Origin of the sequence: Pseudomonas sp. s4, from assembly GCF_046764235.1 — a bacterium.
Taxonomy (GTDB): domain Bacteria; phylum Pseudomonadota; class Gammaproteobacteria; order Pseudomonadales; family Pseudomonadaceae; genus Aquipseudomonas; species Aquipseudomonas asiatica.
In genome coordinates, this window is record NZ_CP177209.1 from 6,029,346 (window position 1) to 6,042,003 (window position 12,658).

15 protein-coding genes are annotated in these 12,658 nt (G+C 62.6%); all 15 read right to left on the reverse strand.

What is annotated here, in order from left to right:
• Positions 1 to 24: 24 nt before the first annotated feature.
• The 15 genes from ACK56M_RS27930 to oscA all read right to left on the reverse strand — a co-directional run bounded on the left by ACK56M_RS27930 (position 25) and on the right by oscA (position 12,424).
• On the reverse strand, positions 25 to 897 hold the full coding sequence (locus ACK56M_RS27930) for a transporter substrate-binding domain-containing protein (protein WP_015272203.1): 873 nt from the start codon (positions 895 to 897) through the stop codon (positions 25 to 27).
• Positions 894 to 1,667 (reverse strand): amino acid ABC transporter ATP-binding protein, encoded by a 774-nt coding sequence (locus ACK56M_RS27935; protein WP_054573408.1) that lies wholly within the window; start codon positions 1,665 to 1,667, stop codon positions 894 to 896. The genes ACK56M_RS27930 and ACK56M_RS27935 overlap by 4 nt, the downstream gene beginning before the upstream one ends.
• Positions 1,664 to 2,323 carry an amino acid ABC transporter permease gene (locus tag ACK56M_RS27940; protein WP_015272205.1) on the reverse strand — a complete coding sequence of 220 codons (660 nt, stop codon included), beginning with the start codon at positions 2,321 to 2,323 and terminating at the stop codon, positions 1,664 to 1,666. The genes ACK56M_RS27935 and ACK56M_RS27940 overlap by 4 nt, the downstream gene beginning before the upstream one ends.
• The gene (locus tag ACK56M_RS27945; RefSeq protein ID WP_015272206.1) at positions 2,304 to 2,969 is read right to left on the reverse strand and encodes an amino acid ABC transporter permease; all 666 of its coding nucleotides are present in this window, start codon (positions 2,967 to 2,969) and stop codon (positions 2,304 to 2,306) included. Before ACK56M_RS27945 ends, ACK56M_RS27940 begins: the two co-directional genes overlap by 20 nt.
• Before the next feature lie 283 nt (positions 2,970 to 3,252).
• Positions 3,253 to 4,038 (reverse strand): MetQ/NlpA family ABC transporter substrate-binding protein, encoded by a 786-nt coding sequence (locus tag ACK56M_RS27950; protein ID WP_013974690.1) that lies wholly within the window; start codon positions 4,036 to 4,038, stop codon positions 3,253 to 3,255.
• A 175-nt stretch (positions 4,039 to 4,213) separates the two neighbouring features.
• Positions 4,214 to 5,044 carry a sigma 54-interacting transcriptional regulator gene (locus ACK56M_RS27955; RefSeq protein ID WP_015272207.1) on the reverse strand — a complete coding sequence of 277 codons (831 nt, stop codon included), beginning with the start codon at positions 5,042 to 5,044 and terminating at the stop codon, positions 4,214 to 4,216.
• 64 nt (positions 5,045 to 5,108) lie between these two features.
• Positions 5,109 to 5,690 (reverse strand): alpha/beta hydrolase, encoded by a 582-nt coding sequence (locus tag ACK56M_RS27960; protein ID WP_015272208.1) that lies wholly within the window; start codon positions 5,688 to 5,690, stop codon positions 5,109 to 5,111.
• A gap of 282 nt (positions 5,691 to 5,972) precedes the next feature.
• Complete coding sequence (locus ACK56M_RS27965) at positions 5,973 to 6,374, reverse strand: ExbD/TolR family protein (RefSeq protein WP_054573412.1); 402 nt, start codon at positions 6,372 to 6,374, stop codon at positions 5,973 to 5,975.
• A gap of 1 nt (position 6,375) precedes the next feature.
• Positions 6,376 to 7,095, reverse strand: a complete 720-nt coding sequence (locus tag ACK56M_RS27970; protein WP_015272210.1) for a MotA/TolQ/ExbB proton channel family protein — start codon at positions 7,093 to 7,095, stop codon at positions 6,376 to 6,378.
• A 30-nt stretch (positions 7,096 to 7,125) separates the two neighbouring features.
• The gene (locus ACK56M_RS27975) at positions 7,126 to 7,917 is read right to left on the reverse strand and encodes an energy transducer TonB (RefSeq protein ID WP_015272211.1); all 792 of its coding nucleotides are present in this window, start codon (positions 7,915 to 7,917) and stop codon (positions 7,126 to 7,128) included.
• Positions 7,918 to 8,304: 387 nt separating this feature from the next.
• Positions 8,305 to 9,294, reverse strand: coding sequence for a sulfate/molybdate ABC transporter ATP-binding protein (locus ACK56M_RS27980; protein ID WP_013974693.1), 990 nt, complete (start codon positions 9,292 to 9,294; stop codon positions 8,305 to 8,307).
• Between the two features lie 3 nt (positions 9,295 to 9,297).
• Entirely contained in the window at positions 9,298 to 10,170 is an 873-nt protein-coding gene (cysW, locus tag ACK56M_RS27985) for a sulfate ABC transporter permease subunit CysW (protein ID WP_015272212.1), read from the reverse strand.
• Positions 10,171 to 10,181: 11 nt separating this feature from the next.
• On the reverse strand, positions 10,182 to 11,000 hold the full coding sequence (gene cysT, locus ACK56M_RS27990; RefSeq protein ID WP_013974695.1) for a sulfate ABC transporter permease subunit CysT: 819 nt from the start codon (positions 10,998 to 11,000) through the stop codon (positions 10,182 to 10,184).
• Between the two features lie 184 nt (positions 11,001 to 11,184).
• On the reverse strand, positions 11,185 to 12,192 hold the full coding sequence (locus ACK56M_RS27995) for a sulfate ABC transporter substrate-binding protein (protein WP_061304717.1): 1,008 nt from the start codon (positions 12,190 to 12,192) through the stop codon (positions 11,185 to 11,187).
• A 49-nt stretch (positions 12,193 to 12,241) separates the two neighbouring features.
• A complete protein-coding gene (gene oscA, locus ACK56M_RS28000; protein WP_003258557.1) occupies positions 12,242 to 12,424 on the reverse strand; it encodes a sulfur starvation response protein OscA in 183 nt (60 codons plus the stop codon).
• Between the last annotated feature and the right edge of the window lie 234 nt (positions 12,425 to 12,658).

Consider the following 12,658-nt stretch of genomic DNA (forward strand, 5'->3'; position numbering starts at 1 on the left):
TGCAAAGCAGCCCCAATGGCACCGTCACCCCTGCCACTTGCCCCCTTCCACAATCACGCTTTCCGGCTTGGTGTCATCGCTCAGTTCCTTGCGTACATACTGGTCATACAGCTTCAGCAGAAACTTCTCCTCCCCCAATTTGGCCAGCTCGGCATTCACCCAGTCACGCAGCTCGGTGTTGCCCTTTTTCACCGCCGGTGCAATCGGTGCCTCGTCACCCAGCAGCTCAGGCAGCACGCGGTACCCCGGGTTCTGCTTGGCCCAGCTGAACAGAATCAGGTTGTCCTGCGCATAGGCATCGCCACGCCCGGTGGCCAGCGCCTGCAGCGACTCGCTGTTCTTCTCGAACTTGAGCAGTTTCCAGTCCGGGTGGTTCTTGGTCAGCCAGATATCAGCGGTAGTGCCGGTGGTGACGATGATGGTCTTGTCGGCCAGGTCGTCGAGCTTCTGCACCGGGCTGCCATCCGCGACGATGGCCTGCACGGCAACGCGCAGGTTGGGGTTGGTGAAGTCCACCGCTTCCTTGCGCTCCGGGGTCACGGTCATGTTGGCGAGAATCAGGTCGACCTTGTCGCTCTGCAAAAACGGGATACGGCTGGCCGGCTCCACGGCAACGAACTCGACCTTGTTTTCATCACCCAGCAGGTCCTTGGCCAGGCGCCGGCCGATATCGGTATCAAAGCCCACGTAGCGGCCCTGCTCATCGACGAAACCGAACGGTGGCTTGTCGGTGAACACGCCGACAATCAGCTTGTCGCGGGCCTTGATGGTTTCCAGGTAGCTGGTGGCCGGCGAGGCCGCCGCCGGCTTGGGTGGCTCTTCAGCCTTGTTGCAGCCGGCCAGCAGGGCCAGGCCGAACAACGGCGCCAGCAGTTTGGTGAGGTTGGCAGTTTTCATGACAGTTCCTTGTGCAGTGTCTTCGGCAGGCTTTCTACGAAGGAGAATTTCTCCAGGAACTGCTGCGCGCGTGCGGTCCGCGGTCGTGTGAAGAAGCTCTCGGGGTCGCCCTGTTCAAGGATCCTGCCGGCCTCCATGAACACGATGCGGTCGGCCACCGCGCGAGCGAAGGCCATTTCGTGGGTAACGATGAGCAAGGTCATACCGTCGCGGGCCAGGCCCTGGATCACCTGCAGCACCTCCTTGACCATTTCCGGGTCGAGGGCTGCGGTAACCTCGTCGAACAGCATCACCTCGGGGTTCATGCACAGCGAACGCACGATGGCGATGCGCTGTTGCTGGCCCCCGGACAACTGCCGGGGAAAGGCGTCGCGTTTGTCCAGCAGGCCGACCCGCGCCAGCAGCGCCTCGGCCTGGGCCTGGGCTTCGGCGCGCTCGCGCCTTTGTACCTTGAGCGGGCCAAGCAGCAGGTTGTCGATCACGCTCATGTGACCGAAGAGGTGATAGCTCTGGAACACCATGCCGACCCGCTGGCGGATCTCGCGCCAATCGGTGCGCGGGTCGAGCAGCTCCTGCCCGGCCAGGCGCAGGTGGCCGCCGTGGGCCTGCTCCAGGCCGTTGAGGCAGCGCAGCAGCGTGCTTTTGCCACAACCGCTGGGGCCGAGGATGACCACCACCTCGCCGGCCGCCACCTGGAGGTCGACGTCCTTGAGCACCTGGTGCTCGCCAAAGAACTTGTTGAAACCCTGAAATTCGATCAATGCGCTCATGAGTGGGCCCAGCGGCGTTCCAGCACGCGTGAAGCGGCGGACAGCGGATAGCAGACGATGAAAAAGAACAGGAACAAGGCGCCGTAGATCAGCACCGACTCGTAGGTGCGTTCGATAATCTGCTGGCCGGCCTTGATCACCTCGACCACGCCGATCAGCACCGCCAGCGAGCTGGTCTTGATGATCCGCGTGTAGATGTTGATGGTTGGCGGGGTCATGCGCTTGAGCGCCTGTGGCAACAGCACGTAGCCATACAGCTGCCAGCCGGCCAGGCCGATCGACAACCCCGCCTCGCGCTGGCCGCACGGCAGCGAGCGCAGCGCGCCACGCACCACCTCGCCCACCTCGCTGGCGCCCCACAGGCCCAGCACCAGTACCGCGCACCAGAAGCTGGGGATGCTCAGCGCCAGGAAGATCGGCAGGCCGAAGAACACCAGGTACAGCCAGACCAGCACCGGGATGGCACGGAACAGCTCCAGGTACACCTGTAAGGCAATGTTCAGGGCCCGGTTGCCCAAGGTTGCCAGCACGCCATAGAGCACACCGCCCAGCGTCGCGAAGAGGATGCCCAGCGCAGAGATGGCCAGGGTCTGCGCCGCGCCGCCAGCCAGCTGCGGCAATGCCTGCAGCAGCAGTTCAGACGCCGAACTGGCCATGTTGCAGCCTCCTTTCGATATAGCGCAGCAGCAAGGACAGCGGCAGGAACAGCAGCACACAGAGCAGGGTCAGCACGGTGAGCATTTCATAGGTCTTGTAGTACAGCGCGATGTAGTTCTTGGTCGTGTAGAGAATTTCCGGCACGGCCACCGCCGACACCACGGTGGTTTCCTTGAGCAGGAAGACGAAGTTGGCGAACAGTGCCGGCAGGCTGAGGATGCCCGCCTGGGGCAGCACCACATGGCGCAGTAGCTGGCCTTCGGACAGGCCGATGGAGCGCCCGGACTCCAGCTGGGTACGGGGCACGGCCTCGATGCCGGCACGCAGCACCTCGGTGAGGTAGGCACCGCCCATGAAGGTCATGGTGAAGATTGCAGCGGCAAAGCCGGAAATCTTCAGGCCCAGGCTGGGCAAGGCGAAGTAGACGAAGAACAGCTGGATCAGCAGCGGCGTGTTGCGGGCCAGCTCCACGTAGGCTTTTACCAGGCGCCACAGGTACGGGGTGCGTAATACCAGCAGTGTGGCGTTGACCAGAGCGACCAGCAGCGAGGTGGCGATGGCGATCAGGCCGACCTGCAGGGTCACGCCCACGGCCTTGAGGAAGGCGGGCAGCGTGCCAAGGATGAATGTGGTGTCGAGGGTCATGGGTAAAGCAGGTCTGCAGGGTGCGCGTGGGCACGATAAATAGACTCTAATGATCTAAAAACTTTTTAATAAATATCTTTTTCATATATACATATCACTGAGAATTCAGCGCTGATGGCATGTATTGCCGGCGCATACAGGACCTTGTGGGAGCGGCTTTAGCCGCGAACACCGGCGCAGCCGGTGCCATGCACCGGGTTGAATTCTTCGCGGCTAAAGCCCAGAAATGAAAACGCCGACACAAGAGTGTCGGCGTTGGGTCATGCAAGGTAATGCAAGCGCATCAGAACGCCGGCAGCACCGCACCTTGGTACTTCTTGGCGATGAATTCCTTCACTTCCGGGCTGGTCAGGGCCTTGGCCAGTTTCTGGATGGCTTCGCTGTCCTTGTTGTCCGGGCGGGCGACCAGGAAGTTCACGTATGGCGAGTCGCTGCCTTCGATCACCAGCGCGTCCTTGGCCGGGTTCAGGCCGGCTTCCAGGGCGTAGTTGGTGTTGATCATGTCCAGGTCGACTTGGTCCAGCACGCGCGGCAGCATGGCCGACTCAAGCTCGCGGAACTTCAGCTTCTTCGGGTTCTCGGCAATGTCCTTGGGGGTGGCCAGGGCGTTCTTCGGATCCTTCAGGGTGATCAGGCCAGCCTTCTGCAGCAGTAGCAGGGCGCGGCCGCTGTTGCTGCCCTCGTTAGGGATGGCAACGGTAGCGCCTTCTTTCAGTTCGCTCAGGCTCTTGACCTTCTTCGAGTAACCACCAAAGGGTTCGACATGCACGCCGATCACGGTTTCCAGGTGGGTGCCCTTGCCTTCGTTGAAGTTCTGCAGATAAGGCAGGGTCTGGAAGTAGTTGGCGTCCAGGCGCTTCTGGTCAACCTGCACGTTCGGCTGCACGTAGTCGGTGAAAACCTTGATCTGCAGGTCCACACCTTCCTTGGCCAGGGTCGGCTTGATCAGCTCGAGGATTTCGGCGTGCGGTACCGGGGTGGCGGCGACAACCAGTTTCTCGGCGGCGGTAGCCAGGCCGGCAAACGACAGGGCAGCGGCCAGGGCAGTGGTCAGCAGGGTCTTCTTCATGGTGATCCTTGTTCTGGTTCTGGGCCATCGACGATGGCGAATCGGGTGCCCAACCGGTTCACCAGCGGGCGTGAGGCGGACAATACCCAGATTTTTTATTCCGCAAAAATATCTTTTATTTAGCTGCTTATTCCAAAAACAAAATGCTATCAGCCATTTTGCTTTTGAGCAGTGCCTAGCGCGCAGGATCGGGCAGGTCCAGGTCCTCTGCCAGGATCTCCTCGCCATCATTCAGCAGCAAGGCAAAGTGGATGACATTCTCCAGTTCACGGGTGTTGCCGGGCCAGGGGTGTGCCTCCAGCGCCTGCTGTGCCGCCTCGCTAACCAGCGGCACAGGCCGCTGCAGGCGCACGCTGTAGATGCCCACGAAGTACTCGGCCAACGGCAGGATATCGCCCGGCCGCTCGCGCAGTGGCGGTAGCTCCAGCGCTCCCTCGCGCAGGTACTGGTACAGGCGCTCGTTGAAGCGCCCCGCGCGCACCACCCGCGCCAGATCGATGCTGGTAGCGGCCACCAGGCGCACGTCCACCGGTTGCGGCTGCTGCGCGCCCACCCGGGTAACCTCGCGGTTTTCCAGGGCGGCCAGCAGCTTGCCCTGGATGGCCAGCGGCAAGTCGGCGATCTCGTCCAGGTACAACGTGCCGCCGTTGGCAGAGCCGAACCAGCCGGCACGGCTGCTGGCTGTGCCACCTTGGCTGCCGGCACTGTAGCCGAACAGCTCGGCATCGGCGTAGGTGGGGCTGATGGCAGCGCAGTTGACCGACACGAACAACCCGCTGCGGTCACTGGCACGGTGGATCTGCCGGGCCAGCAGTTCCTTGCCGGTGCCGGTTTCGCCACGGATCAGCACCGGCAAGGATTGTGGCGCCAGGTGCTCGAGCTCCTCGCGCAACTGCTGCGAACGTGGGTCGATGAACACCAGCGCCTTGGCGCGGATGCTCAGCGGGCTCTTGTCCAGTTCAGGGAAGGTCAGCAACGGCTGGCCAAAAGGGTTTTGAAAAGTCATGACGAACTCCCGCCCCAGGCCTTCAATGGCCGGGCGTCAGGCAAACGGTAAACAGTAAGGGCGATCAGGCGCGGCGCAGTGCGCGCTGCTCGACCCGGCTCTGCAAGCGATACAAGTAGGCGAAACCTTGTTCCCAGCGCTCATGGCCGGACTTGACGTTGATGTGCCCGGCGTTGGTCAGCAGCCCTGCTTCGGCGCCCCAGACCTGGGCCAGATACAACGCCCTTGGCACGCTCACGGCCGGGTCGTTGTCCGAGCTGACCACCTGGCTGGGGAATGGCAGTGCTTCGGTCGGGATCGGTGCGAAGTTGCGCAGAGCTGGCGCGCAGGTCGGCCGCTCCACGTCAGCGGGTGCCACCAGCAGCGCGCCACGTACCCGCCGCAGCAGGGCCGGGCTGGCCTGCGCGGCCCAATGAGCGACGGTTATGCAGCCCAGGCTATGGGCAATCAGAATCACCGGCGAGCGCTCGGCGGCAATCGCCTGCTCCAGTGCCTGCACCCAGTCCTGGCGTTGCGGAGTCAGCCAGTCGTTCTGCTCGACCCGCATACTGTTCGGCAGGGTGCGCTGCCAGTGACTTTGCCAATGATTGTCTGGCGATCCTTGCCAGCCCGGCACAATCAGGTAACGAATCGACTCATTGCGCATGGGGACGCCTCCGGTGAGTTTGCGTGCTTGGAGACAAGTATAGGGAGGGAGTTATACCAGTAAAGGAATAAGAAGCTATTTATTAATAACCAAAAATCTCAATATCTTGTGCGACCCCTGTGGGAGCGGGCATGCCCGCGAAGCAAGCACCGCGGTGGATGGCACGGGCTTCGCCCGTGTTCGCGGGCACGCCCGCTCCCACAGGGATCACGCAAAAAAAAGGAGCCATCCCCTGCCAAGAGATATGGCCCCTAAGCACTTGCCTGAAGAAAGTTGACGGGTTCAGCGCGCGGTAATCACCGCCAGCTTGCTGATCCCGGCACGTTCGATAGCCGCCATGGCCCGCGCCACTTCGCCGTAGTTCACGCCGTCATCGGCCTGCAGCTGTACGCGCAGCTCCCCGTCCTTGTCCTTGGCAGCCTTGAGGCTGGTTTCCAGCAGGTCTGGCTGGATCTCGTCCTTGTTGATGAACAACTTGCCGTCACCATCAATGCTGACCACCAGCGGGTCCTTCTGCTCCACCGGGGCCACAGCCTCGGTCTTGGGCAGGTTGATGGGGATGGCATTGGTCAGCAGCGGCGCGGTGACGATGAACACCACCAGCAGCACCAGCATGACGTCCACCAACGGCGTGACGTTGATTTCACTGAGGACTTCGTCGCTGTCCTGGGTCGAAAAGGCCATGTCAGGACGCCTCCTTCACCGGTTGGGTGAAACCGGCCTGGGGCCTGTGCACGGCCGGGTGCACCAGCACGCGGAAAGCACTCTTCTGCGCCAGGCTGTAGAAGTCGTGGGCGAAGTCATCGAGGTCGGCGGCGGTTAGCTTGAGGCGGCGCAGGAAGTAGTTGTAGACCAGCACCGCCGGCACCGCGACGGCGATACCCACGCCGGTGGCCACCAGTGCCGCGCCAATCGGCCCGGCCACGGTTTCCAGGCTGGCGGAACCAGCCGCGCTGATGCCCTTGAGCGCTTCCATGATGCCCCAGACGGTGCCGAACAGGCCGATGAAGGGCGAGGTACTGCCAATACTGGCGACCACCGCCAGGCCGGTTTCCAGCGAACGGCGCTCACGCACGATCTGCTGGCGCAGGGCGCGCTCCAGGCGGTCCTGGTGGTTGATGGCGTGGCTCAGGTCATTGGCCTGGCTGTCACCGACTGCGATGGCGGCATAACCGGCCTGGGCAACACGGGCGACAGGGCCTGGCAGGTGGTGGCTGGGCTCGGCAGCCGAGTCCAGGCTCGAGGCGGCCCAGAATTGCTGGTGGAAGCGTTTGTCCTGGTTCTTCAGCCGCACGAACTGCACGACCTTGACCAGGGCCAGGCCCCAGGTGACGACAGAAAAACCGACCAGCAGCCAGATGACTGCGCTTTCAACGGATTGGAGGGGGGATGCCAGCAGGCTCATGATGATGTCTTCCTGTGTTCTGCGAAAAAGTTAGCGAAGCTTGAAATCAATCGGCACGCTGACCCAGCCGGTCTGGGCCACGTCACCCTGCTTGGCAGGCACGAAACTCCAGCGCTTGACCGCGGCCAGTGCGGCAGCGTCGAGGGCATCACGGCCGCTGCTCTTCTGGATCTGGATCTGTCCGGGCTTGCCGCTGGGCAGCACCTCGACGCGCAGCAGCACGGTGCCTTCCCAACCGCGGCGCTGGGCCATCTGCGGGTACTCCGGCGCCGGGTTCTTCAGGTACGCCGCGTTGGCCGATGCCGGGGTGACCGGGGCCGGCGCGGGTGGTGCTGGCGGGGCCGGAGCGGCCACAGGGGCTGGCGGCGGTGCTTCGACCGGCTTGGGCTGAGGTTTGGGCTGTTGCTTGACCACCGGCTTGGGCACGGGCTTTGGCTTGGGTTTGGGCTTGGCGGCCAGTTCGTCGACCACGGCCGGCGGTGGCGACTGGACCACCGGCGGTGCCGGGGCTGGTGGCGGTGGTTCGACTACAGGCGGTGCTGGCGCGGCGAACTCGATGGTCATCGGCGGTACTTGCGGTGGCACCACCGGCAGCTCGGGCGTTGGTGCCTGGTTGACCCAATACGCTGCTGCGCCATGCAGGGCCAGCACCAGCAGGCCCAGCACCAGCTTGTCGCGGCGCTTGAGCCCACTGACAGGCGTGCGTTGCAAGCGCAGCTGGCCAAGCGGGAGGCGAAGCGTGCGTCCAAGGTCGACCAGGTCACCCGGGGCCGGGCGCCATGGCTGGTCGTAGGCCCTGACGGCCGACTGGACATTACCCATTGATCAAACTCCTGGGACTCGATTCAGGTGTGTGGCTGAATCATCGGGGCCAGGGGCTTATCACTTAAAGTAATGTTTAAAATTATGATTAGAACTTTACTGAATATAGTTTTTGAAGGATTGTGGCAAAGCCGCGGAATTCGCGGGCTGTGGCCGGGCGGGTTTTCAATCATGCATTGCCGGCATGCGAAATATTCGCGTAAGGCATGAGATTGCCGCGAGGGCTGCGCCCTCGATCGCCGGCAAGCCAGCTCCCACAGGGAACGGTGTTACGCGGTCAATGTGGGAGCTGGCTTGCCGGCGATGGGCTGCAAAGCAGCCCCGGCAATCCATCAGGCATAAAAAAGCCCAGGACCAACCCTGGGCTTTTTCATCATCAAAGGCGACTCAGATATCCGCCACCTTCTGCCAAACCTTCGGCCGGAAGAACAATGTCTCCCCACGCGCCAACCCGGTCAGGCTGTCATGGTCCTTGACCACTTCGGCCTCGATCAGCTCGCTCTGCCCCTCCACCTTCAAGGTCACCCGCGTGGTCGCGCCCAACGGCCGGATGTCGCGCACCTCGGCCGCATGGTGCCCTTCGGTCTCATGCCGCGACAGCGACACTTCGTGCGGGCGGAACAGCACATGATGCCCTTCGCTCAGGGCCAGGCGGTTGGAATCACCGAGGAAGTGGTAGACGAAATCGTTGGCCGGGTGCTCGTACACCTCGCCCGGCGAGCCGATCTGCTCGATCACGCCCTTGTTCATCACCACGATGCGGTCAGCCACCTCCATGGCTTCTTCCTGGTCGTGGGTGACGAACACCGACGTCAGGTTGATGTCCTCGTGCAGGCGCGCCAGCCAGCGGCGCAGCTCCTTGCGCACCTTGGCATCCAGCGCACCGAAAGGCTCGTCCAGCAGCAGCACCTTGGGTTCCACCGCCAGCGCACGGGCCAGGGCGATACGCTGGCGCTGGCCACCGGACAACTGCTCGGGGTAGCGGTCGGACAGCCAGTCCAGCTGCACCATGTTCAGCAGTTCATGCACCTTCTCGGCTATCTTGCTCTCGCTCGGGCGCTCGCCCTTGGGCTTCATGCGCAGGCCGAAGGCAACGTTGTCGAACACACTCATGTGGCGGAACAACGCGTAGTGCTGGAACACGAAACCGACGTTGCGGTCGCGCACGTCATGGCCGGACACGTCCTCGCCATGGAACACGATATTGCCCTGGTCGGGGGTTTCCAGGCCGGCGATGATGCGCAGCAACGTGGTCTTGCCGCAGCCGGAAGGGCCGAGCAGGGCCACCAGCTCGCCGCTGTTGATGTCCAGGTTGATGTTGTCCAGGGCCTGGAAGCTGTTGAAGCGCTTGCTGACGTTACGAACTTCGATCGACATGAATCATTCCTCCGCGGCGCTGTGGCGCAGGCGGTTAATACGGTTCTCGCTCCACTGCTTGAGCAGCAGGATGAAGAGCGCCAGGATCAGCAACAGGCTGGCCACGCTGAAGGCCGCGACATGGTTGTACTCGTTGTAGAGGATCTCCACGTGCAGCGGCAAGGTGTTGGTCACGCCGCGAATGTGGCCGGACACCACCGACACCGCGCCAAACTCGCCCATGGCCCGCGCGGTGCACAGCACCACCCCGTAGATCAGGCCCCATTTGATGTTCGGCAGGGTCACGTGCCAGAACATCTGCCAGCCATTGGCGCCGAGCAAGCGCGCGGCCTCCTCTTCCTGCGTGCCCTGCTCCTGCATCAGCGGGATCAGCTCACGGGCCACGAACGGTACGGTGACGAAGATGGTGGCCAGGACGATGCCCGGCAGGGCGAACACGATCTGGATATCGTGGTCCTGCAGCCATGGCCCGAACAGGCCTTGAGCGCCGAACATCAGCACGTAGACCAGGCCGGCGATCACCGGCGATACCGAGAACGGCAGATCGATCAGGGTGACCAGGATACTCTTGCCACGGAAGGTGTACTTGCTCACGCACCAGGCGGCGCTGACACCGAACACCAGGTTCAGCGGCACCGAAATGGCCACGGCGAGCAGGGTCAGCTTCAGCGCCGACAATGCGTCAGGCTCGAAGATCGCCTCGAAGAAGGTGCCAAAGCCGTTCTTCAGCGCCTGCGACACCACGATCACCAGTGGCAGCAGCAGGAACAGCGCGAACACCAGCCAGCCAAGGCCGATCAGGATACGCCGCGAAGTGGCGCTGCCCCGGCGGGCAGCGTTGGCGGCGGCGGTTGCATTCAGGGATGAACTGGACATGCCGGCCTCCTTCAAGGGGTTTCGATGCGGCGCTGCAGCAGGTTGATCAGCAGCAGCAGGATGAAGGAAACCACCAGCATCAGCACGCCGATGGCGGTCGCGCCGGTGTAGTCATACTGGTCGAGCTTGACCATGATCAGCAGCGGCAGGATCTCGGTCTTCATCGGCATGTTGCCGGCAATGAAGATCACCGAACCATACTCGCCCACGCCGCGGGCGAAGGCCAGGGCAAAACCTGTCAGCCAGGCAGGCAGCAGCGCTGGCGCCAGCACATGGCGGAACACCTGCAGCGGCTTGGCGCCCAGGCAGGCAGCGGCCTCCTCCACTTCACGCGGAATGTCGGCCAGCACCGGCTGCACCGTACGCACCACGAACGGCAGGGTGACGAAGGTCAGCGCCAGGGTGATGCCCAGTGGGGTGTAGGCGATCTTGAAGCCCAGGTCGGTGGCGAACTGGCCGACCCAGCCCGAGGGCGCGTACAGGGCGGTCAGGGCGATACCGGCTACAGCCGTGGGCAGGGCGAACGGCAGGTCGATCATCGCATCGATGATCTTGCGCCCGGGGAAGGTGTAGCGCACCAGCACCCAGGCCAGCAGGGTGCCGATCACTCCGTTGATGATGGCGGCGAACAGGGCGGTGCCGAAACTCAGCTTGAGCGCGGCGATCACCCGCGGTGCACTGATGATGTTCCAGAACTGCTCCCAGGTAAGCTGCGCGGCATGCACGAACATGGCGGCCAGCGGTATCAGCACGATCAGGCTGAGGTACACCAAGGTGTAGCCCAGCGTCAGCCCGAAGCCGGGTATGACGGGGGAAATGCGGCGTGACATAAATATCCCTGGTTGAACGCACTTGGCCCGGGAACGATCCCGGGCTGGTGCTAGCTTCTGAAATCCTGGGGCTGCTTTGCAGCCCATCGCGACGCAAGGCCGCTCCTACAGGGGTGCGCGTACCTCTGTAGGAGCGGCCTTGTGTCGCGATGGGCCGCATGGCGGCCCCGCTTTTCCTTGGCCCCTACTGTGCCTGATAGATCTGGTCGAACACACCGCCATCATTGAAGAATTTCGGCTGTGCAGTCTTCCAGCCACCAAAGTCCTTGTCGATGGTCACCAGGTCCAGTTTCGGGAACTGCTTGCCAAACTCGGCAGCGACCTTCTCGTCACGCGGGCGGTAGAAGTTCTCGGCTGCGATCTTCTGCCCGGCCGGGCTGTACAGGTGCTTGAGGTATTCGGTGGCAATCTCGGTATTGCCCTTCTTCTCGGCGTTCTTGTCCACCACCGCCACCGGCGGTTCGGCGAGGATCGACAGCGAAGGCACGATGATCTCGAACTTGTCGGCGCCACCGTCTTCCTTCAGCGCCAGGAAGGCTTCGTTTTCCCAGGCCAGCAGCACATCGCCCTGGCCGTTATTGACGAAGGTGATGGTCGAGCCACGGGCGCCGGTATCCAGCACCGGGACGTGCTTGAACAGCTCCTGCACGTACTCCTTGGCCTTTTCTTCGCTACCGCCGGCCTTCAGGCCATAGGCCCAGGCCGCCAGGAAGTTCCAGCGGGCGCCGCCGGAGGTTTTCGGGTTGGGGGTGATGACCGACACATCCTTCTTGATCAGGTCGCCCCAGTCCTTGATGCCTTTAGGGTTGCCCTTGCGCACCAGGAACACGATAGTCGAGGTGTACGGGGTGCTGGCATCCGGCAGGCGGGTCTGCCAGTTGTCTGGCAGGGTCTTGCCGAGCTTGGCGACTTCATCGATGTCGCCGGCCAGGGCCAGGGTCACCACGTCGGCACGCAGGCCATCGATCACCGCACGGGCCTGCTTGCCCGAACCGCCGTGGGATTGCTGGATCTTCACCTTGTCGCCCGGGTGGGCCTGCTGCCAGTGCTTGATGAACTCGGCGTTGTACTGCTGGTACAGCTCGCGGGTCGGGTCGTAGGACACGTTCAGCAGTTCGTAGTCCTTGGCGATGGCGGAACCGGCAAAAACAGCACTGGCCAGGGCGGCAAGCGCATAACGGCGGATGGACATGGTGAAGCTCCCGATTGGCATTTTTCTAGTTTTTGAATGTGTGGTGCGATCAGCCGGTCTTGTTGCCGGGCTGCTGTAGGCGGAACTTCTCCTTGCGCTCGATCTGTACGACCTGAGCGTTGTGCACGGTGATCTCCACCGCACCGAATCGCAGGTCGCGCAGAGCGCTCTGGATTTCCCGCAGAATGGTGGCTTCGTCCTGACCGTCGATGCTACGCAGAGATGCACTCATGCTCGTTCTCCTTGGAGTGAGGGTGCCGGGCTGAGGTTTGAAGGGGATTTGCGCCTGGCTTGAGGGCAATAGTAGTGAGGCGGGATTATTCTTAAAAATACTGTTTGAGAATGTTTATATAACCATTTTTCAAGCACCGCATTTCCCTTGTAGGAGCAGCCTCGTGCTGCGAAGAGGCCGGCAATCCCATCAGCATTTGATGATGAATTTACCGGCCTCTTCGCAGCACGAGGC

What these genes read in the sequence shown, in the direction of transcription:
- ACK56M_RS27955 (WP_015272207.1), bottom strand. Translation starts at nt 5,044, where the DNA reads ATGACTTTTCAAAACCCTTTTGGCCAGCCGTTGCTGACCTTCCCTGAA.
- ACK56M_RS27970 (WP_015272210.1), bottom strand. Translation starts at nt 7,095, where the DNA reads ATGAGCCTGCTGGCATCCCCCCTCCAATCCGTTGAAAGCGCAGTCATC.
- ACK56M_RS27945 (WP_015272206.1), bottom strand. Translation starts at nt 2,969, where the DNA reads ATGACCCTCGACACCACATTCATCCTTGGCACGCTGCCCGCCTTCCTC.
- ACK56M_RS27965 (WP_054573412.1), bottom strand. Translation starts at nt 6,374, where the DNA reads ATGGCCTTTTCGACCCAGGACAGCGACGAAGTCCTCAGTGAAATCAAC.
- ACK56M_RS27930 (WP_015272203.1), bottom strand. Translation starts at nt 897, where the DNA reads ATGAAAACTGCCAACCTCACCAAACTGCTGGCGCCGTTGTTCGGCCTG.
- ACK56M_RS27995 (WP_061304717.1), bottom strand. Translation starts at nt 12,192, where the DNA reads ATGTCCATCCGCCGTTATGCGCTTGCCGCCCTGGCCAGTGCTGTTTTT.
- ACK56M_RS27950 (WP_013974690.1), bottom strand. Translation starts at nt 4,038, where the DNA reads ATGAAGAAGACCCTGCTGACCACTGCCCTGGCCGCTGCCCTGTCGTTT.
- ACK56M_RS27975 (WP_015272211.1), bottom strand. Translation starts at nt 7,917, where the DNA reads ATGGGTAATGTCCAGTCGGCCGTCAGGGCCTACGACCAGCCATGGCGC.
- ACK56M_RS27960 (WP_015272208.1), bottom strand. Translation starts at nt 5,690, where the DNA reads ATGCGCAATGAGTCGATTCGTTACCTGATTGTGCCGGGCTGGCAAGGA.
- ACK56M_RS27980 (WP_013974693.1), bottom strand. Translation starts at nt 9,294, where the DNA reads ATGTCGATCGAAGTTCGTAACGTCAGCAAGCGCTTCAACAGCTTCCAG.
- cysW (WP_015272212.1), bottom strand. Translation starts at nt 10,170, where the DNA reads ATGTCCAGTTCATCCCTGAATGCAACCGCCGCCGCCAACGCTGCCCGC.
- ACK56M_RS27935 (WP_054573408.1), bottom strand. Translation starts at nt 1,667, where the DNA reads ATGAGCGCATTGATCGAATTTCAGGGTTTCAACAAGTTCTTTGGCGAG.
- oscA (WP_003258557.1), bottom strand. Translation starts at nt 12,424, where the DNA reads ATGAGTGCATCTCTGCGTAGCATCGACGGTCAGGACGAAGCCACCATT.
- ACK56M_RS27940 (WP_015272205.1), bottom strand. Translation starts at nt 2,323, where the DNA reads ATGGCCAGTTCGGCGTCTGAACTGCTGCTGCAGGCATTGCCGCAGCTG.
- cysT (WP_013974695.1), bottom strand. Translation starts at nt 11,000, where the DNA reads ATGTCACGCCGCATTTCCCCCGTCATACCCGGCTTCGGGCTGACGCTG.